Source organism: Paraburkholderia phenazinium, assembly GCF_900142845.1.
GTDB classification, from domain to species: domain Bacteria; phylum Pseudomonadota; class Gammaproteobacteria; order Burkholderiales; family Burkholderiaceae; genus Paraburkholderia; species Paraburkholderia phenazinium_A.
The window spans coordinates 2,189,237-2,209,704 of the sequence record NZ_FSRU01000001.1 but is presented as its reverse complement, the minus strand read 5'-3'; the positions used below and the strand labels follow the sequence as shown (position 1 = coordinate 2,209,704).

Below are 20,468 nucleotides of genomic sequence, written 5' to 3'. Positions count from 1 at the left end.
CTGTCGGCTCCTTTCCCTCTGTATGGCGAACCAGCTCAAGGGTATCCTGGATCACACCGATTGCAGTCGAGTCGGACGGAGTCATTCGCAGCGTCGTATTAGTGAATTCCCCAGCGGTCTTGACTTTGTTGGATTCAAAGAACATGATTCGATATAAATCCATCTGTCATAAGATTATCGCACCAAAACCGATGAGATCAGTGGCGCGACTGGGAGCGCATCGATGCATCGGACGACATACCGAATCGTCAGTCCAAGTCATAGCGATGCGCGAACGTTCAATATGGCGCCGGCTTCTCCCTGGACACCCGTTGCCCGTGAGTTTGCCGCGGGTTCGCAATGTGTCGAACCATCATTCACAACCGACGTCGGTAATCAGCGCCTGCGCGGCAGGTCGTGCAGGCGTGTAGTTGACGACGCTCGCCACCATGATGGGTTTGCACATTCGCATCGGGACGGAGGACATGATATTCCGGTGGCGCCGGTCAAGTCGTCATTTGAGTAGACTTCCAGTTCAACCGCCAGCGAAATTGCATGACGACAACCAAAGCCACCTGGCGGACTCAAAGCGGGACGTCGTGAGTGGCATGCACGGTATGCTCCCGCACAGGTGGTAGGGCAAAGAAAGCGGCGGCGCTCGAGAGCGAAGGAGATTGACAAATGAGTGATGACTTGCACGGTGGAGAGCATCCTGTGCAACTATGGACTCGGGACGGGTTCCAAGGCGCGGCATCGGTCGTGACTCGGTCGACCTACGGCCCGGACTACCTTTCTGTAGAAGGTCCGCACGCACCGCGAAGAGCCGTCCTCGATCGATTGACACCCGCGGATCAGCACGACGCCGAAGCGTTCCCGACAACGGTGGCGACATCCAGACTCGGTGTCAAACTGGTCGTATCCGGCCGGCGCAAGCCCATGCCGTATGTGCTTCGAAATGTCGAAGCGGACGAAATGCATTTCATTCAGTCGGGTACGGTGAAGTTCGAAACAGAGGTCGGTAGTCTCACGGCCGTGGAGGGCGACTTCGTCTGCATTCCGCGGGCTATCGCGTATCGATACGCGCCGACGGGCGATAGCATGTGCAGCATCATTGTCGAAAGTCCTTCGGCGCTGAAACTTGCGCCCCCATCACCGATTGGCTTGCTCAATGTCGCGCGGGACGTAAAGTATGCCGAGATTGATCCCGCCATCCCCGTCGGCGGTCCGACGAGACTCGTGTTGAAGGGGTTCGATACGGAGAACACCGTGTTTTCGATGCCGCACGACCCGCTTTCTCTCGGCGTGCGGTTGTCGACATCCGTTCCTGTGTGGAAGTTGAACCTGGCCAACATTCAACTTCACACGTATTTACCCAATGGCGGGCCACCCAGTCAGTTTCTGTCTTCGAGCACGGGCGACATCCTGATGTTCAATTTGAGCGCACGTCTTGGTGAGCGACCACCAGTTCACATCAATGCCGATTTTGACGAGGTGATCTGTTATGTACGGGGCCCTGGCGTCTGGGGAGGGTGTTCTGAGCCCGGCACGTTAACCTGGGTGCCGAAAGGCGTCATCCACCACGGGCCGTCCGAGAACGTTCCGGAAGGCTATCAGGCGTGGCTGATGGAAACGCGCGCAACGCTTCGTTGGACACCCGAGGCGATCGCCGCTTCAGAGTTGATGGAAACCGGCGAGTACCGACCGCACCCGAGCGTGAACAAACGATAGGAGTGGCTACGCTTCGACTGACTCAGGTCGAAGTATTTTCAGAGCGTGCAAGGGTTCTGCATGTTGAGAACGTTCAACGTTGGACGGCGCAACAAGGAAGAACTGTCGTACAAGTACGCGGTCATATGACGCCAGCCTCCGCTTGCCACCGAGGTGCTCAGGCGATGTGCTCCGCGAGAGCTTCGCTTGTGCATAACGGCAGGAATGGCACGAATGGCAGTATCGTGATGCGAGAAAGACCTTCGTTTGAAGGAGTTCAGGCGTCGGATGCGCTTGGCGCTTTCCCATAGTCAAAATGCAAGCTACTAAACGATTTTGAGGAAGTAATGACAAAACGTTTTCGAGTGGGTATCGTCGGTCTGAGCGCGGAGCGTGGCTGGGCCTCTACCGCGCACATTCCGGCCTTGCGTGCCCTGTCCGACGTGTACGAGATCGCCGGAGTCGCCAACACCAGTCTCGCGAGCGCCAAGTCTGCTGCGGCTGCCTATGACATTCCGTGCGCCTTCGAGAGCGTGGCGGAACTCATTGCCTCGCCCGACATAGATGTCGTGATCGTCACGGTAAAGGTTCCTTACCACCGGGAAGTCGTCACAGCGGCTTTGGGGACGGGCAAGGCTGTCTACTGTGAATGGCCGTTGGGAAATGGCCTTGCGGAAGCGATCGAGCTTGCGCGGCTTGCCAATGAGAATAACGTACGGACGGTCGTGGGAACGCAGGCCATCGTATCTCCCGAGGTCGAACTCGTGCGCAAGCTGGTTGCCGACGGATACGTTGGTGAGGTGCTGTCGTCGACGTACATTGGCGCCGGATTCACCTGGGGTGACGAGATCACTCACGGCGACGCCTACGCAATGGATTCGCGTAACGGTGCAACCATGCTTTCGATTATTGGCGGACATGCCATTGCTGCCGTGCAAAGCGTGCTTGGCCCGATAGCCGAAGTGGGGGCGGTGCTGTCGCAGCGTCGGCAGACCGTGCGAATCGTCGAGACCGGGGACACGATCCCGATGAAGACGCATGACCAGGTCATGTTCAACGCCGTGTTGCAGTCGGGCGCGCCGTTGTCGCTGCAGCTTCGGGGCGGCCTGCCGCGCGGTACGGGATTGCTGTGGGAGATCAATGGTACCGAAGGAGATCTGCGTATCTCGGCGACGTTCGACGCGGTTCCCGTGATCAACATCTCGCCGTTACGCGTTGAGGCAGCACGCAAGAAGCAGGATGGATGGAGTGAACTCGAAGTTCCGAAACCATACGAGTTCGGTTTTGAGGACGCGGTCGCGGCGCGCAACGTCGCCGGCATTTATCGATTGCTGGCCGAGGATTTGCGTCACGACACCCGCACGGCTCCCGATTTCAATGATGCGGTAGCCCTTCACGAGGTTGTTGATGCCATTGAGCGGTCGGACCAGATCGGTAGGCGAATTCGAATCGGTTGACCACCGGAGGGTAGGCGATCGTGCTTATCCGATTGTTCTGCACATCCGGCGCTGCATTTGTACGGGTAGAGTTGAAGGTCATTGATGTAGCCCATCGGCCGATTCTTGTGAATGGTGGGCGTTCTACCGCGCGCAACGTTGCTTTGCAATTCAGGACATATGCACGCCCTCGCGGTCATTCTATTATCCGACGAAGGTCGAGTCGTGTGGAAATTGGCGCTCGCCGAATTGGCATGTGAGCCGACATTTAGCGGCCACGCGGAGTGCATGGATGTACGCGCCTTGGCAGGAACGCTGCAGGACCGGGTTCGATTTCGCGGCGAGACGCGACCCATCGGTTTGCGTTAGCGGAGCATAGAAGTCGGTAGCAAGGTAGTTGTGCCTCTGGACGCATAGCTCGCCAACGTGACTGCCAGCGGGATCGCATGTTGGAATACCTATGGCTGCTGGCGGTGGGCCCTTCAAAGCGTTCCTTATCCTCGTACACCGATGTGCCTTTCATTGAGTGGTTCCTTGAGCGAGATGACTCTCGTTCGCTGCGAAGGGGGCTCGGTGGAGGCGCTTCCACCATCAGCTAATAGCTGTCTGTGGCGGGTCGTACCGCTACGTTACTAAAAGCGTTCAGCAGTACGACACCTTGGCCGCAGCAACGTGACAGCCGCGGAAATTAAAGGAACTAACAATGGAAAATTCACCCACCAACGGTACGTCAAGCGCTTCTGTCGTGACGCATCGACTCGATCCTGAAGACGCGAAGATCACCGAGGCGATGCGAGCCGGAGCCAGTTCCACCAAAGGTATGAAGTTGGGGATCGAAGCGCGCGGGGCTTTCGATGCCATGATGGAAAGTGTTTTGCCACGCGACGATGTAACGTTCGAACACGACACGGTGGGCGGCATCCATGGGATCTGGGTGACTCCTGCGCACTGTCGGCCGGACGAGGCGATCATCCATCTGCATGGAGGATGGTTTAACTTCGGCTCCGCGAACGCATTCCGCCATCTCGTCGCGCATATCGCGGCGAGGAGCGGAGTGCGGGCCTTTGTTCCGGACTATCGGCTGGCTCCTGAGCATCCGTTCCCTGCAGCCGTTGATGATGTGCTGGCCTGTTATCTCGGACTCGATGAAAGGAACATTTCCCGGATTGCCGTAACTGGGGACTCGGCTGGCGGCAACCTCGCCCTGGTTCTCGCATCGCGCCTTGCTGGCAACGACGTCTCTGCGAAGGCGACACTTGCTGGAGTGGTTGCATTGTCACCCGTTACCGATCTGACGCTCTCGGGTGCGACATACGAGACACGCGCGGATGCCGATCCGCTTTTTACCCGCGCGCAAGTGTCTGAGCTTGTGCATTCCTACCTGCGTGGCGCGGATCCCAAACATCCCCACGCTTCGCCGCTTCATGCACCGTTGACCGGTTTGCCTCCCGTTCGCGTTCACGTGGGAGACGATGAAGTGCTTCTGGATGACTCACGTGACTATGTTCAGCGCGCCATCGCTGCAGGTGTCGATGCACGGGTCGATGTCTGGATGGGTATGCCACACGGATTCGCCGGCAGGATCGGAGTGTTGAAGGCCTCGGGAGAGGCTCTCCAGGCCATCGGTGTATTTCTTGGCGAGAAGCTGCAATCGGTGATCCGATCGTAGGCTCAGAATGACACGGCAGGTAGACAAAGCGGCGTGATAACGCTGACCGCCAACACACAACCGGCTCCCGCGGTCGCTAGCAACGCGGCAAAAGGATTGTCGTGCCGAAGTGAGGAGTTTGATCGTAGCCGCGTGAGCGAGCACGTCGTGCGAGTCAGTTGCGGCCTTCTGCCCTGGAGGATTTATGAGAAACGCTATAGACGATGTTGGCCTCGACATTCTGTTTCGTGAGGCACGTTCATACAGAGCGTGGCTGAACGAGCCGGTGTCGGACGAAATCTTGCGTCAGGTTTACAACCTGATGAGATGGGCCCCCACCAGCGCCAACGGCAATCCTGCGCGGATCCTTTTTTTACGCACCAAAGAGGCAAAGGAGAGGCTGTTGCCGGCGCTTGCTCCCGGGAACGTGGACAAGATGATGAGCGCCCCGGTGACAGCCATCGTCGCTCACGACCTGAAATTCTACGAGAAGTTGCCGCAGCTATTGCCACACGATCCTGGCATGCGTGATCTCTTCGCCAATGCACCGGAACTAGTCGACGCTACGGCGAAACGCAACTCCAGTTTGCAAGGCGCTTACATGATTCTGGCTGCGCGTGCGTTAGGGCTAGATTGCGGGCCGATGTCGGGGTTCGACAACGCGAAGGTCGACGAGGAATTCTTTGGTGCTGGTAAGAGCGAGCCGAATTCCACGCAAGAATTCTTTCCCGAAGGTCACATTAAATCGAACTTCCTTTGCAATCTCGGGTATGGCGATAAGTCAAAGCTGTTCGCGCGCGCGCCGCGCCTCGAATTCGACCAGGCCTGCACACTTTTATAGATTTGTTCAGCGGCCGCGCGAAACCAAACTCCACACGTGGCCCTGCCGAAATCTGGTCCGAATTGCGCACCTTCAAACTAACGGTCGCGAGGTTTCAGGTCATATTGCAGATGAGCGACCCCGTCACGGGGATAGCTCTTCAAGAGTCCTGCCAGCTGTCTCCGTTGTGAAAAGCGACACAATCGCACCGGCCACTGCGGCAGCACAATAGAGCCAAAACACAGCCGACACGGCGCTGTTCATTAGCAAGCTTCCGACAATCAAGGGGCTAAAGATGGACGCTATCCGTTGCCAACCTGTACCGATGCTTGTGCCTAACGCGCGAATTCTTGTTGGGTAACACTCCGGTGTATAAACATAAAGCGCAAGGGCCGTGCTGTTGACGAAGAAATAACTGATTGACGCGATAGCAACGACGGCGGATAGCGAATTCGCATGCGTTGCCAACGCAGCAAGGGAACACCCCGCACAAATGAAGGCAGCGACGAACCACGGCCTGCGTCCTGTTCGATCAATAAGCAGCGCACATGCCAGTGTCCCCACCAGTCCTGCAAGATTGGCCGTAAGACTAAAGAGTAGGGCATCTCGTAGCGGGACGTGAAACACGGTGGAATAAATCGTGGGAAGCCAACTGACGAGCCCGTACACAACAAATGCGGAGCAGAACCAGAGCATCCAGATCACCAGAGTTCGCCACCTGTAGAAGGGGGAAAACAGTTCTGCGCCAAAACGCTTCCTCCCGTGAGTGGGCGGTTGAGCGACGACGGTTTCAAGCGGGCGAACCGGAGGCAGAGGGCGCGCCCCATTCTTTGAGACGGCCGTTTCGATTTTCTCGACGACTTTTTGAGCCTCGGTGAGCTTGCCTTTTGCCAGTAGCCAGCGTGGCGATTCCGGCAAAAGACGTGTCATCAGAAGGGTTGGGATCGCGGGTAGGGCACCAATCAGGAACATGTAGCGCCATCCAAACGTGGGGACGATCCACGTTCCGAGCAACCCGGCAAAAACGAGACCTACGGGGAAGATGATTTCGTAAAGAAGGATAAATCTTCCACGCCCGTGCGACTTGGTCAGCTCGTTGATGTAGGTGGCCGCGACCGGCACTTCGCCACCTAGTCCGACTCCTTGGACAGCGCGAAAGACGAGTAACATGGCAAATCCGTTGGCAGCTGCGCACAATAGACTTGCGAACGAAAATATAGCGACGCTCAGGACGAGTGTCGGGATTCGGCCATATCTTTCCGCTAAGCCCCCGAAGCTGAAGGCGCCGACAAGTTGGCCAAGAAACCCGGCAGAGAGTAACAAGGCCGCCTGGCCTGGGAGAAGATGCCACGTGCGAATTAGAGACGGCAAGACGAATGCCAGTGTCAACGCATCGAAGGCATCGAAGAACGTCGCAATTCCGACGATCGCGCGTGTACGAACGTGCCATCCGGACGTCGGGATACGCTCAAGTCGTGACACGATGTCCGTCGACGTAATCGCGCGTTGACTGAGTTGAGGAGGAGCTGATGGGATGCCCATGGTTTCTTCTTGAAATAGGAGGATGCAGCCGACCGGGTCGGCTGCCGAAGCCGGCAAGATCAGGCAGACTGTCTTGCCTTCACGTCGCCAACAAGCGGCAAATTCAAGGCGGTCAGCAGTTGCCTGATGGTGGAGATCTCTTCCTGACGAGGTTCAGGCATCGGCGGGCGCATGCGGGGATGCGACGTCAATCCGCGAAGCCAACTCGCCACCTTGTATCGCACGTGGACGCGCCCCCACTCGGAAAAGATGTACTCATGCAGTGCGGCTAGACCCGAATCCCAAATTTGCCGAGCCTGCTCCAGGTCTCCACGCTTCCATGCATCAAGGTGTTCGAGCATTGGTTCCATGGCATAGCACCAGCAACCGGAGACCGTGCCATCCATCTGGCCTGTTGCCTGGGCTTCGTGGAAGAAGTGCGCCGGCGCACCCATAATGCCGACGCTCGTTTGCTCGCGCAGAGCCCGTGCGATGACCCGATAGCCATCGTAGCTGTAGGTCATTTTCCAGCCGATGATGTTGGGTACCTCGCGACAGATCTTGAGTGTCGGCTCGAGCGGTAGGCCAACGCCAAATTTGGGAGAGGGTGGGGCAACTGGGTGTGTGAGGATCGGCAGGTCGACCGCTGCATCTTGTTCCTTTATCTGATCGAGCCACACTTCAGGGTACTTGTTTGCATCCCAGCTATACGTGATGTCCATCGCCCCACCCGGCGGGATGACAAAAATACCGTCCACGCCCATAGCTTTCGCGTCGCGTGTGACGTTCAGTAAATCAGACGTCGACGAGCCGTATAGACCCGCGAAAACGGGAATTTCGCCGTTTGCTTCGTCCAGGACGATCTCAATTGCTCGACGCTTTTCAGCACGATCAAGGTAGAAAATTTCACCTGCCTCAGGATTCACGATCAAGCCGCCAACCTCACGGAAACCTGGCTGCATGAAGTAGCGGGTGAGGCGGCGAAGGCCGCCTTCGTCGATAGTGAAATCGGAGTTGGTGGGCAACACCAATGCGGTGTAGTAACGCCTAGCGAGTGGATGCACAGCTACTCCTCCGTAGAACGCCCGTGAAGAAACGAATGTCTCGCCCGTCAAAGGTGGCAACTCATGGTTCTTTTGCTTGAGGCCATTGACACCTCAAGTTAGCCAGATATTATTTGCAAATACAAATAATATCTGGCCAGTGTTTACCCGCTTTGCGGAGCCCCGGCAAGAAGGGAAGACGGAAAAACGCTGACTGACACGCTACGATGGGGGGTAGCAGCACTCACGCGACTGGGTGCTGCTGTCGAAGCGGTGGGCGGCGGCCGCTATCTGCGAGGAAAGACAAAGACTCTCCGTGGAGCCCTCGCAGCATTGATGCAGCGCGCAGAGGAGCGGACTGATGACGCTGGCTTACGAAACAGGGAAGCTCGCCACGTGAAGACCAACTGCATTTGCAAATTTGTGTACGGTCAAACTAGCGGCCGGTCTCGCCTATCGTCGGCAGTATGCCGAGCGGCTGGGCAGGTTGCCTCGAAGCGCCCAAAACTCAATTTGCTGGCGATCAACGCCGCATATTAGTCAGACAATGCCAACACAAGTTGCTAGACTCTGGCCGGTGAAAATTGCTAGCGACAGGAGATATGGAATGAAGCGATTCGATCTGGAGAGTGCATTACCGTATCTCCTGAATCGAGCGGGGGTAGGAATCGGACAGGCATTTTCGGACCAACTGGCTGCGTTCGATATCAATCTCCCGATGTGGCGGGTATTGGCCTCATTGCTGCATCAGGACGGCCAAAGAGTAACTGCTCTGTCCGACCATACGTCCATCGAGGTATCCACACTGTCGCGCCTCGTTACCTCCATGGAAAAGCGCGAGCTTTTGCGCAGAACCGTAGCCCCGGACGATGCGCGTGCGGTATCTGTGACGCTCACGGAGAAAGCGCGCGACCTGGCGTGGAAAATTGTCCCGCTCGCGGAGCTCTACGAGCGCATTGCGTTGGCGCACATTTCGCCCGAAGAGGCGGTCATCCTTAAGCGTCTGCTTACTCAGGTTCACGAAAATATTGCGTCTGTCGCTGTTCACGCGAAACCTACTCTCGAGAAGTAGCGCAGTCGATTCGGGCTGTCATACAAGAAGATCCGACTGCGATATTTGTAGGCAACTTTCTCCACACTGCGGCGCCTCCGGCCTGCCCTGAGCCCTTGCCGCCGAATCCGCGTGCTATTCGAATCCATCCAGTGGTCTCTTTCGTGCTCGTCCTTTAGTGGCAGGAGCATGGCGATACCTTTATTTTGCGACACGTAGGGGAAACCACTTAGGTGCGCAGAATTTGAGCTTCGTTACAATCAGTTATGTTTGCAATTGCAAATAAATGATCAGGCGAATGGACGGACCGCCATCTCAATTGTGTGCGCGAGCGGTAGACCCTGACTGAGGGATGGAGGCAGTGGCGTCCCGTCGAGCACCGCTTTGCGGTCCAGACTACGCGCACAAAGCGACGTGACCTTGCGTTGCCTTGAAGTGTCGTCTTTTGTATAGCGTGTTGGGAAGATCGCCGCGTACGTTTGCATCAGGTATCGGAGGCTGCGCCGGCATACGCGGCGGTCGATCGCTTCATATTGTTAGTTATCCAGTATTTAGGTTAACTAATTATATCTGTATGGAAGCTTATGTGTATGAGCGGCGGACTGGGTCCACGTTTCCTTAAAAACCAATTTGCGGAAGAACAGGCTCAAATGCAGACATCCCAAGTCGAGCGCTCGACGGTGCGCATCGTCCGAAGACGACTTTTACCCCTGATTTGCACCATGTTTGTCGCGGCCTTTCTTGATCGTGTGAACGTCGGATTTGCTGCAATACAAATGAATCACGACCTGTCTTTTGGCCCAGAGGTATTTGGTCTTGCTGCCGGAATCTTCTTCATTCCGTACACGCTGTTCGAAGTCCCCAGCATACTTGTGCAGGCCCGTGTTGGCGCACGGCTGTGGCTCGCTCGCATTATGGTTTCGTGGGGGGTGGTTGCCTCTGCCATGATGTTTGTTCAAGGGCCAACTTCCTTCTACGCTCTCAGACTTCTGCTGGGACTTGCGGAAGCCGGTTTCGTCCCCGGAGTGACGTTCTACATCGCTCAATGGTTTCCAGAGCGCGAGCGAGCACGCGCAATAGCGATTTTCGCGCTTGGAATTCCTATCGCAGTTGTCATAGGCGCCCCAGTGTCAGGTCTTCTGATGGGCTTGGACGGAACGCTCGCGTTGCGTGGATGGCAGTGGCTTTTCGTGCTGGAAGGTGTACCGTCCGTGATTATCGGGTTCGCCGTCTTTTTCTTGCTGCCGGACCGCCCGCGAGATGCAAAATGGCTTACGCCCGAGCAGAGCAGTTGGCTTGAGGCACGTCTCGCCACCGAGGGAGCCGCCAAGGTTCACGCGGGCGTAGGTCGCGCGCTCACAGACAGGCGCACGCTACTGCTAGCCGTCGCTTACGGGTGCAGCATCTTTGCCGTATACGGCGTGACGTTCTGGCTGCCGCAGATCGTGAAAGCAGTTGGGAGCACGTCGGACATCACTACCGGCTTTGTTACCGCCATCCCGTATCTCGTCTCGGGGATATCTACCTACGCAGTAAGTCGGCACTCCGACAAGACGGGGGAGCGCCGGCTACATATTGTGCTTCCTTTCTTGGTCGGAGCAGCAGGATTTGCCGCCGCTGGAGCGATTCACTCACCCATGGGTGCTCTCGCAGCGCTGTCTGTTGGTGCGGCAGGTGTCTTGTCGGCGAGTGCGGTGTTTTGGACGTTGCCTGCCTCGATGTTTGCCGGAGCAGCTTCAGCCGGCGTTCTCGGCCTCATTAACACCATCGGAAACGTCGGCGGCTTTGTCGGACCAGTCGCCGTCGGCGCCGTCAAAAATCATCTCTCGTCGTTTGGCCCGGTAATGTTCCTCTTCGCCGCAGCCGTTGTTGTTAGCGCGTCAATCGTTGGCGCACTGACGGCCGCGCCGACGAATCATGCCAATCGCAAAGCGCCCCCTGTGTGACATCAATCCTCGATTTCCGGCTCAAGCGGGAAGTTAGCCACAATCACAACACTCACGGTTTGGACTATGAAAAAGACAATCTTTGCCGCGTGTGCTGCGGCGCTGCTGCCTTGTGCCAATGCAAACGCACAATCGTCTGTAACTTTGTATGGACTCATTTCCGGCGGCATCGCGTACGTGAGCAACGAAGGAGGCCATTCGATCGTAAGTGCGGTTAGCGGTCAGGTGCAGCCGTCCAGATGGGGGATTCGCGGCACGGAGGATCTCGGAGGAGGGACGTCAGCAATATTCATCCTGGAGAATGGATTTAGCATTCTGGACGGCTCTTTGGGTCAGGGCGGTCGCGAATTTGGCCGGCAGGCATTTGTGGGACTCAACAACAATGCGTGGGGAACCCTGACCTTGGGGCGTCAATATTCACCGCTCGGAGACGCACTTCGAATTTATGAATCGAGTGTACTTTGGGCTGACACTGGCGCACACATTGGTGACGCCGATAACGTCTTCGACACGTTTCGCATCAACAACGCTGTGAAGTATTCAAGCCCAATTTTTGCTGGGGTGCAGCTATCGGGGCTGTATGGGGCAAGCAACGACGCCGGTAGCTTCGCAGACAATAGGGCATACAGCTTCGGGCTGAGCTACAACATCGGCCAGCTTAGCCTCGGCGCGGCCTACATGGAATTGAACTCTCCCAACTCTTCCGATAACACGAACGGCGCGGTTGTCGGAGACTACGCGACGACTTTCCGGGTCAGTCCTCTGAAGGACAATGCGGGCGTGGCACTAAACCGCATCGCGGGCATAGGCGGATCATATGGGTTCGATAAATTATCAATTGCCGCACTTGCAACCACATCGAGATTCGACTACGTAGACGGAGAGTCGCTGCGGATCGACAACTACGAAGTCAACGGCACATATCGCCCAACGCCCTTTATGGTTCTTGGGCTCGCCTATATCTATACCCACGGCGAATACGGATATTCGCTCAGCTCGCCTCACTGGCATCAGGTCAACGCTGGGGTGCAGTACCTGCTCTCGAAGGCAACGGACATCTCTCTGGTCACGTTGTATCAACGCGCAGGCGGTGGCGCTCAGTTCGCGCAGTTGTACTCGCTTCCTGCGTCGAGCAATCGCAGCCAGCTTGAGGTAACCGTCGGGCTGCGGCACAGGTTTTAGCCTCTTGAAGAGAGGCTACGCTGGAATTTTCGCCGCCATCAACAAGGGGAAGCCCTATCGCTGATGGCGCCGCATCACGCGTGCGTTACACGGGCGACACGGAAAAGATCGAATACGACATTAGGCAGAGGTTTTTTGATTAGCGATTGCGGCTACAGACGTTTTAAGCGATTCCGCATAGGTGGAACCGCAATCGGTAACCAAAAAACCGTTCGCGCTGAACCGCTCCCCGGGCGGTAGTGATATGGGTATTGAATCGTCGCCGCGGTCATCCAGCGCACGCCAAGCACGCTGGCCGGGATCTGTACCTGTGCGGTCAGACTCTCGAACAGCGTGCATGGCCGTCAAAATCACAGTCACGCGTCGCCCGACGCTCACCCGCCAGCCGCTACGCTCGCCCCATGACTCCTGCTTGGGACGATCGGAAAATCCGGACCGGTACGGATTTATATGAAGGCGTGCCGCTTACTTCGTCGATGTACTCGAGTGGGACCAGGACATTCGCTTCAGGGTAGTAAGCGCCGATCGAGCCGCGGGCGATGTTGTATGAAATCACGGTGAACCCTGAAAGCCGGAACGTACGGTCGTACACCAGCGCCGTTTCCACGTCGACCAGATCGCCGTGCTCCAGATTGTGCATGGCCATATCGTCTTCGTTCATGAAAATCACGTCCCGGCGCCCGAACACGCCGCGATAGCGGTCGTCCAGACCGTAGATCGTCGTGTTGTATTGATCGTGGCTGCGCAGCGTCGTCAGCGTGAGAACATCGGCGGACATTGGGTCCGGCCCTACGTTCAGCCCGACAAACGGTATGAATTCCGCCTTCCCGGACAATGTCGGCCACACCCGCTCCGTCGGCGGCAGCGGGAGCCGGAAACCACCCGGCTGGCGGATACGCTGGTTGTACTGCGCAAAATCAGGGAATACCGATTCGATCCCGTCCCGGATCAGGTCGTAATCTGCGATCAACTTTAGCCAAGGCACGTTACTGTTCGTCAGCGTCGCCTGCGCAATGCCGGCGACGATCGCCGGCTCGGAGCGCAGATACTCCGACGCAGGCGGAAGTTTGCCCCGTGATGCGTGAACCATCGACATCGAATCCTCGACCGTCACCGCCTGCACGCCACCGGACTGCTCGTCCAGTTCGGTGCGACCCAGGCACGGTAGCAGGATCGACTCCTTGCCGACCAGAAGATGATTGCGGTTCAGTTTCGTATTGATGTGTATCGCCAGATCGAGTTTGCGCATGGCTGCAAACGTTGCGCCGGAATCCGGAAGTGCCACCGAAAAGTTGCCGCCCAGACACATCAGCACTTTCGATTTTCCTTCGGCAATCGCCTGAATCGTACGCACGGCGTCGTGGCCATGTTCCTTCGGGGGCACGAATCCATAAGTGCGCTCGATGCGTTCGAGCATGTCCTTCGACGGCTTCTCCGTGATGCCGACCGTTCGATTGCCCTGGACGTTCGAATGGCCGCGCAATGGACAGATACCGGCGCCTGGCTTCCCGAAGTTGCCGCGCAGGAAGAGCAGATTGGCAATCTGCTGGACGTTCGACGTTCCCTTGTTGTGCTGGGTAATTCCCATTCCGTAGGTGACGATGGTCGCGTTCGACTTGACGTAAGCTTTCGCGACCGCCTCCAGCGCGTCGCGCGGTAGCCCGCTCTTTGCTTCGATGTCCTCCCACGCCGTCGCCTTGATATCGGCGACGACCGCATCGTAACCGTTCGTGTGCCTGCTGATGAATTCGTAGTCGATAACCGATCCGTCGGCTCCGGCTTCGTCGTCGAGGGCCATGATGGCTTTCTGAATGCCCTTCAATGCGGCGGCGTCGCCGCCCACCTTGACCTGATAGTACGAAGACGCAATGTCGGTTGAGCCGAACGTCACCATCTCCATCGCGCTCTGGGGATCGGCAAATCTCTCGAGCGCCCGTTCCCGCAGCGGATTGAACACGATGATCGGCACACCCCGACGAGCGATTTCGTGCAACGTTCCCATCATGCGCGGATGATTGGTGCCGGGATTGTGTCCCATCGCGATCAGCAATTCGCAGTGCTCGAAATCGTCGAGTGACACGGTACCTTTGCCGATCCCGATTGACTGAGGCAAGCCGACGCTGGTCGCCTCGTGGCACATGTTTGAACAGTCGGGGAAGTTGTTGGTGCCGAATTCGCGCGCGAAGAGTTGATAGAGAAACGCGGCTTCGTTCGATGCCCGGCCCGATGTGTAGAACTCGGCCATGTTGGGATCCGGCAGCGAACGCAGCACCTGCCCGATACGCGAGAACGCCGCTTCCCATGTTATCGGCACATAGGTATCCGTGGCATGGTCATACGCCATCGGGTGAGTCAGGCGTCCCTCGTCTTCCAAATGGTGATCGGACCAGTCGAGTAGTGAGCTCACCGTGTGCGCCGCAAAGAATTCGGGCGTCACGCGCTTTTTTGTCGCCTCCCATGTCACGGCCTTCGCACCGTTCTCGCAAAACTGGAAGGTCGATCTGTGCTCTTTATCCGGCCATGCGCAACCGGGACAATCGAAACCATCGGGCTGGTTCGTGCGCAGTAGAGTCACCGGCGCGATAGTCGCATCCATTTGCTGTCTGACCGCTTTCGCCGTGGCGTTCAACGCTCCCCATCCGCCAGCAGGACTGTCGTATCGCTTGATACCAGCAACTTCCCGACGCTCAGCCATTTTCGATCTCCAATGTTAATCCGCCATCGAGCAGCGGAAAGGACACATCTTCTTCCAGGTGTGCGATTGCCGCTACCGATATAGCCAGGGTGGCAATCGTTATGTTGTGCCGCCGCGCGTTCGCGCGATAGACCGGATCGCCCGGTAGGAACGGCTCGCCGCTCAACAGGCAAAAGCCTTTGCGGCGGGCTGTGCGCAACACCCAGGTCTGGTCGCCATACCGGCCTGAGGTCGCGTCGGCCAGGCTAACCACGATAGAGGTGGGTGAGAGCCGCTCCAGGATTTTGACATGGGTGGAATTTCGTACGGAATCCTGATTTCGTCTACCCACCCCCGCAGGAGTCTGATGGGCGCCGTTGGGGGAGGTATCTCTGACGGCTGCCAGCGACGACACTGGGCCAAGCAAGGCTAGCATTTGCAGCCACCGTTGATCGTCTGCAGTGTCGTCCATAGTTCCTCGCTTGAGCCAATGTGCAAGCGCGCCTCAGGTAGTCGGGCAAGCCTTATAGATTCTCGCGAATCATCGCGAACACGTAGGCGGATTGGCCTTGCAACAAGGCATTCGCTGAATACAGGACCATGCCGTACGCAGACCCTAATCGATATTGGGCGGCATCACGAGTGTCATTGTGTCTACCTCGATGTTCAGAAGAGCAGGGCCGGCTGATTTAACCAGGTCACGACGGCTGCTTCGAGTTCATCGGTTTTCGACACCGTGCACCCTCAGAGTCAGGTTGCCTCGGCCAAGTGTCGACACGAAAACACGCGGCAGTTTGGTTTCGTGCGTTCCACGAACACATCTACAAAAGTGTGCAGGCCTGATCGAATTCGAGGCGCGGCCCGCGCGCGAACAACTTTGACTTATCGCCATACCCGAGATTGCAAAGGAAGTTCGATTTAATGTGACCTTCGGGAAAGAATTCTTGCGTGGAATTCGGCTCGCTCTTACCAGCACCAAAGAATTCCTCGTCGACCTTCGCGTTGTCGAACCCCGACATCGGCCCGCAATCCAGTCCTAACGCACGCGCAGCCAGAATCATGTAGGCGCCTTGCAAACTGGAGTTGCGTTTCGCCGTAGCGTCGACTAGTTCCGGTGCATTGGCGAAGAGATCGCGCATGCCAGGATTGTGCGGAAATAGCAGCGGCATCTTTTCATAGAACTTCAGGTCGCAAGCGATGATGGCTGTCACCGGGGCGCTCATGGTCTTGTCCACGTTCCCAGGAGCGAGTGCCGGCAACAGCCTCTCCTTTGCCGCCTTGGTGCGCAGGAAGACGATCCGTGTGGGATTGCAGTTGGCGCTGGTGGGAGCCCATCTCATCAGGTCGTAAACCTGACGCAAGATTTCGTCCGACACCGGCTCGTTTAGCCACGCGCTGTACGTACGTGCCTCACGAAACAGAATGTCGAGCCCAACATCCTCTATAGCGTTTCTCATAGATCCTCCAAGGCAGAAGGCCGCAACTGACTCGCACGACGTGCTCGCTCACGCGGCTACGATCAAATTCCCCACTTCGGCACGACAATCTGAGAAATACACCGATCGCCTGGAGAGCCTCTCCCGAGGCCTTCAACACGCCGATCCTGCCAGCGAATCCGTGAGGCATCCCTATCCAGACGTCAACCCGTGCATCAACGTCTGCGGCGATGGCGCGCTGGACATAGTCACGCGAGTCATCCAGCAGCACTTTGAGCGGCATTGAAGTCATGCACTTGACCCAAAAGGCAGCTTAAGTGCTTGGGTGGAAATCCGGATGTCCGCTGCACAGCAGATTCACTCGCATTACTTCATAAGTAATGCTTATCACATTGCGTTTACTTTTCCACCTTATCTTGCTACGACAGAACCGGCGAAAGAGTCGGTCATGTCTGCGCCGTCGGCTGCCCTGATGATGATGAGATCGACGAGTTTGATCGCGAGGCTATCCCGGACACGAACCCCGTCGCGATCGGTTGATGGCTTGCTGATGAGGACTTCGCGAATGCCCCGCTCAATGCTTGAGGACTGCTCCAAGATTTCCAAGCACGCCAAGCTGCTCCAGAAGAACTGAAGCCACAAGATAACAGTCGAATGAAGTGACTTTGCCATCCGTCAACCGGAAGACATCGCAACAAGGCGCATGGATATTCTTTCCTGTCGGGGGAATTGTTCCGATCGGCAATGCGAGTTCGCCGTTATGGGTACCGTTCAGCGATAGCTCAACGATAACAGCGTTGTCGTAGAAATAGAAATTGCCGAGTTCTCGGTGCATATCGGGAAAGGCACTCGCATAGATATCGACCGTTCGGCCTATGTCGGCGCCATAGTATTTCTTGCCCGCGGAGATATCGTAGAAGCTGCCGCCTTCTGCAAAGAGCGACATGAATTTCGCTGTGTCTTTGGAGGACGCCTCAGCAAAATAGTATAGCTGGCGGACCACCTGTTCGTTGCGCTCTTGCTCTGGTGTCCTGTTGCTCATTTCGTTCTCCGTCAAAGTAGTGGATTGCCGCAACTGCAGTAACGACAATAGCATCGAGGATACGGCCCCGTCTTTCCCGTACTTGCGGATATTTTTACCGTGCTTGCTAGCGTCGACGGCGCTGGTACTCCTTTGGTGTCATGCCGGTTACGCGATGAAACGCTCGCGTAAAACTGGCCTGCGAGGAGAAATGTGCATTGTGCGCGATTTCCGCAAGCGGTAATTTGCCTGACGCCAATTCCGCCATCGCGTTCTCCAGCCGCATACGGCTTATATAACTGTGCGGCGGAATACCCATGGCGAGCGTGAACTTACGCGCAAAATGAAATGGGCTGTAACCTGCGATTGCGGCGAGATCCGTAAGAGTGATGTTATTTTTAATGTTTGCTGCAACATACTCGAGGACGTGGCGGAGCCGATTACGATCAAGATCATGCGTTGAAGATTCAAGGGACGTGTACGCCTCGGCGTCCGAATGCTTTTGAAGCAGTCTCGCAGCCAGCATCAGTGAGGCAGTTTCTACGTACATGCGCGCGACGGGCGTCGGGTTGTCGAGTTCCGATATAATTGAACGTCCTATCTGCTCGATCACATTATCGCGGATACCCGCTAGGTGGCGGATCGTGCGGGCCGGCGCGACCGGAAGGTTAAAATCGTGTTCCAGTTGATCAAACAAGGTAGCAGGCAAGTAAAGATGCATTGTTTGGGGGACAGGCGCATTTATCACCATATTCTTACTAACCCCAGCTGGGCTCAACCAGATAGCGCCGGTGTTCGCTATCGCCTCTTGACGAAGCCCGGCCTCGTTCCGCCTTACGAGACTGTTTTTGTTGCCGGCAATAACCAGGCAAATTTCAACGTGTTGTGCAACGATCGTCGGCGTTTCACATGCGCCATGAGCTCGAAGTTCCGCGGATAGTGTTGACCAGCCGAGGCTCGCAGAAGAAGCCAGCAATGCCGATGTCGCCGGATATTTTCTTACTCCGTATTTTAGTAACCCCACAGGCTTCTTCCTTAGTCTAAGAGTTATCACCAAGACACGGCCCCGTTTGGCGGACCAGTAAATTGCAGTCGTTAAGTGGTGCCTTGCGGATGTAGGGGTATCCACGGCGCAGCTCGCCGCCCACCGCAGGGCAAGAGCGTACGGCGCGGGGGTAACCCGGCCCGGCATTTACGCTGCCTGCGGTAGTGTACGCCAGGCACTGCATCACTTTGTAGTCAAAGCGGATTGATCTCATGCGGCACTGACGCGGCGTGCGCGCGAATGGGGGTTCTTTCGCATTGAGCCGTTCTGCGATATGGAGGTTGGTTCCGAAACGGGCGATGTGACGAATGATAAGGACCCCGATCGCCACTGTGAGCAAAGCGCTAAGACGGCTGCATTACCCGCTGGATGTAATGCTGAAATTCGTACGTCGCTTGTCCGTTGAGTCTGCGTCATCTGGAACAAATGATGTCCGAGCGGGCGGTGTCGGTCGGCCGGTTGAGTCAAATGCTTGACCGCATAGCTTAGTCAGGTAATCGCGCCGTGAAGATAACGCCCATAATCACAAATTCTGATCGTGTACGCTGCGAAAACTCCATCTGAAAACGCGTCACACCATGAGCCTGCCCGTCACCGCCCCGGAATCACCCGACAGCGTCCTGTCGCTTACGGTGCCTGTTGCCCTCGACGGACGCGACGGCACCAATCGCGCGCGGGGCGGCCACCTGCAGATCGCGGCCGATAGCGACGTGGAGGCCGTGCGCCTGTGGCTCGCCGAATACGCCGGCTCGCCGCACACGCTGCGCAGCTACCGCAAGGAAGCGGTACGCCTGCTGTTGTGGACCACGCGGACGCTAGGCAAGCCGCTCTCCAGCCTCACGCGCGAGGACTTCCTGCTATATGAGCAGTTCCTTGAGGCGCCGACCAACGACTGGGCTGATCCGACCCGGCCGCGGCGGGGTGGCACGCGACGGCTGTTCGACGGCCCGCTATCAGAGCGTAGCCGGCACCAGGCGCTCGGCATCGTGTCCGGGCTGCTGTCGTATTTGGTCAGTGCCGGTTATCTCGCCGGCAATCCGCTGGCGCTGCGCCGCCGGACGGGTGGGGCCGCGAGGCGCACGCCGCGGGTCGAGCGGTACCTGGATCACGCGCTGTGGGACCACGTGCTCGCCAGCGTCGAGCAGTGGCCGCGGCTCACCGCGCGATCACCAGCACTACGAGCGCAGCCGCTGGCTGATCCGCCTGCTGTACCACACTGGACTGCGGGTCTCGGAAGCGGCGAATGCGAAGGCCGCAGACTTCTATCAGCGCCGGGGCAAATGGTGGCTGCACGTGCTCGGGAAGGGCGGCACCGAAGGGGAGGTGCCGGTGAGCGCCGCGCTGATGGCGGACCTCGCGCGGTACCGGGTTTTTCACGGGCTGGCGCCAACGCCGTTGGGGAATGAGACGGCGGCCGCGGTGATGAGCGTCGCGGGCGACCCGCGCAGACACCTGACGCCGGCGGCGGTCTACCTGGTCGTCAAGGAAGTTTTCCGGCGCGCTGCGGGGATGCTGGAAACGAGTGATCCGGCTGGCGCCGCAACCCTGCGACGCGCGTCGACCCACTGGCTCCGCCACAGTGCTGCGTCGCATCAGGCTGATGCCGGCACGGATCTGCGCTTCATCCAGAACAACCTGCGGCACGCATCGATCCAGACGACTGAAATCTATCTTCACGCTGAAGATGACATGCGGCACGCCGAAACCGTGCGGGAACAGGGCGAAAGAGTACCTACTGAATCCTAGCGCGAGAACCGTGCTGCTACAGAACGCGACCACCATGCCATCGCATGGCGCGCCATTTGCGCCGGTGGAACGCTCCCGGATCGCCTCTCGAATTGAACATTGTCTGCAGCAATGCATGCGTCGTCTCGATGCAGCCGGAATCGCGGCAGGCTCAACTGAGAGGATGCCCGGATCGTTGAGGACGGGGAGCGAATGAAAATCCCGAGGATCGCA

General features: G+C 57.4%; 14 protein-coding genes and 2 pseudogenes. 9 read left to right on the top strand and 7 right to left on the bottom strand.

Annotated elements, in window-relative coordinates; translation table 11 throughout:
- Positions 1-660: 660 nt before the first annotated feature.
- From BUS12_RS09620 to BUS12_RS09605, 4 genes are all read left to right on the top strand, one after another.
- Entirely contained in the window at positions 661-1,707 is a 1,047-nt protein-coding gene (locus BUS12_RS09620) for a hypothetical protein (RefSeq protein WP_074295475.1), read from the top strand.
- Positions 1,708-2,033: 326 nt separating this feature from the next.
- Positions 2,034-3,143: a Gfo/Idh/MocA family protein gene (locus BUS12_RS09615; RefSeq protein WP_074295474.1), complete on the top strand. Its 1,110-nt coding sequence runs from the start codon at positions 2,034-2,036 to the stop codon at positions 3,141-3,143.
- Between the two features lie 682 nt (positions 3,144-3,825).
- A complete protein-coding gene (locus BUS12_RS09610) occupies positions 3,826-4,791 on the top strand; it encodes an alpha/beta hydrolase (protein ID WP_074295473.1) in 966 nt (321 codons plus the stop codon).
- Positions 4,792-4,975: 184 nt separating this feature from the next.
- Positions 4,976-5,611, top strand: a complete 636-nt coding sequence (locus BUS12_RS09605; protein WP_074295472.1) for a malonic semialdehyde reductase — start codon at positions 4,976-4,978, stop codon at positions 5,609-5,611.
- 123 nt (positions 5,612-5,734) lie between these two features.
- On the opposite strand, the gene BUS12_RS09600 is transcribed toward BUS12_RS09605, so the two are convergent.
- Together BUS12_RS09600 and BUS12_RS09595 are read right to left on the bottom strand one after the other, a co-directional pair.
- Entirely contained in the window at positions 5,735-7,132 is a 1,398-nt protein-coding gene (locus tag BUS12_RS09600; RefSeq protein ID WP_074297312.1) for an MFS transporter, read from the bottom strand.
- A gap of 59 nt (positions 7,133-7,191) precedes the next feature.
- The gene (locus BUS12_RS09595) at positions 7,192-8,175 is read right to left on the bottom strand and encodes a dihydrodipicolinate synthase family protein (RefSeq protein ID WP_074295471.1); all 984 of its coding nucleotides are present in this window, start codon (positions 8,173-8,175) and stop codon (positions 7,192-7,194) included.
- 586 nt (positions 8,176-8,761) lie between these two features.
- Here BUS12_RS09595 and BUS12_RS09590 point away from each other — a divergent pair.
- The 3 genes from BUS12_RS09590 to BUS12_RS09580 all read left to right on the top strand — a co-directional run bounded on the left by BUS12_RS09590 (position 8,762) and on the right by BUS12_RS09580 (position 12,333).
- Positions 8,762-9,226, top strand: coding sequence for a MarR family winged helix-turn-helix transcriptional regulator (locus tag BUS12_RS09590; protein WP_074295470.1), 465 nt, complete (start codon positions 8,762-8,764; stop codon positions 9,224-9,226).
- 569 nt (positions 9,227-9,795) lie between these two features.
- Complete coding sequence (locus BUS12_RS09585; protein ID WP_074295469.1) at positions 9,796-11,151, top strand: MFS transporter; 1,356 nt, start codon at positions 9,796-9,798, stop codon at positions 11,149-11,151.
- Positions 11,152-11,217: 66 nt separating this feature from the next.
- On the top strand, positions 11,218-12,333 hold the full coding sequence (locus tag BUS12_RS09580; RefSeq protein ID WP_074295468.1) for a porin: 1,116 nt from the start codon (positions 11,218-11,220) through the stop codon (positions 12,331-12,333).
- A gap of 388 nt (positions 12,334-12,721) precedes the next feature.
- Here BUS12_RS09580 and BUS12_RS09575 read toward each other — a convergent pair whose 3' ends face one another.
- The 5 genes from BUS12_RS09575 to BUS12_RS37790 form a co-directional block, all read right to left on the bottom strand.
- Positions 12,722-15,028: an FdhF/YdeP family oxidoreductase gene (locus tag BUS12_RS09575; protein ID WP_074295467.1), complete on the bottom strand. Its 2,307-nt coding sequence runs from the start codon at positions 15,026-15,028 to the stop codon at positions 12,722-12,724.
- Positions 15,021-15,479, bottom strand: a complete 459-nt coding sequence (locus tag BUS12_RS09570; protein WP_074295466.1) for a DUF3331 domain-containing protein — start codon at positions 15,477-15,479, stop codon at positions 15,021-15,023. Before BUS12_RS09570 ends, BUS12_RS09575 begins: the two co-directional genes overlap by 8 nt.
- 349 nt (positions 15,480-15,828) lie before the next feature.
- On the bottom strand, positions 15,829-16,464 hold the full coding sequence (locus BUS12_RS09565) for a malonic semialdehyde reductase (RefSeq protein ID WP_074295465.1): 636 nt from the start codon (positions 16,462-16,464) through the stop codon (positions 15,829-15,831).
- A gap of 553 nt (positions 16,465-17,017) precedes the next feature.
- Complete coding sequence (locus BUS12_RS09555; protein ID WP_074295463.1) at positions 17,018-17,485, bottom strand: nuclear transport factor 2 family protein; 468 nt, start codon at positions 17,483-17,485, stop codon at positions 17,018-17,020.
- A gap of 106 nt (positions 17,486-17,591) precedes the next feature.
- Positions 17,592-18,488, bottom strand: coding sequence for a helix-turn-helix transcriptional regulator (locus BUS12_RS37790; protein ID WP_171991624.1), 897 nt, complete (start codon positions 18,486-18,488; stop codon positions 17,592-17,594).
- A gap of 329 nt (positions 18,489-18,817) precedes the next feature.
- On the opposite strand from BUS12_RS37790, the pseudogene BUS12_RS38115 reads away from it, so the two are divergent.
- Together BUS12_RS38115 and BUS12_RS09545 are read left to right on the top strand one after the other, a co-directional pair.
- A pseudogene (locus tag BUS12_RS38115) lies at positions 18,818-18,962 on the top strand (IS6 family transposase); the annotation flags it as partial.
- A 125-nt stretch (positions 18,963-19,087) separates the two neighbouring features.
- Positions 19,088-20,255: pseudogene (locus BUS12_RS09545) on the top strand (tyrosine-type recombinase/integrase).
- The last annotated feature ends 213 nt before the right edge of the window (positions 20,256-20,468 follow it).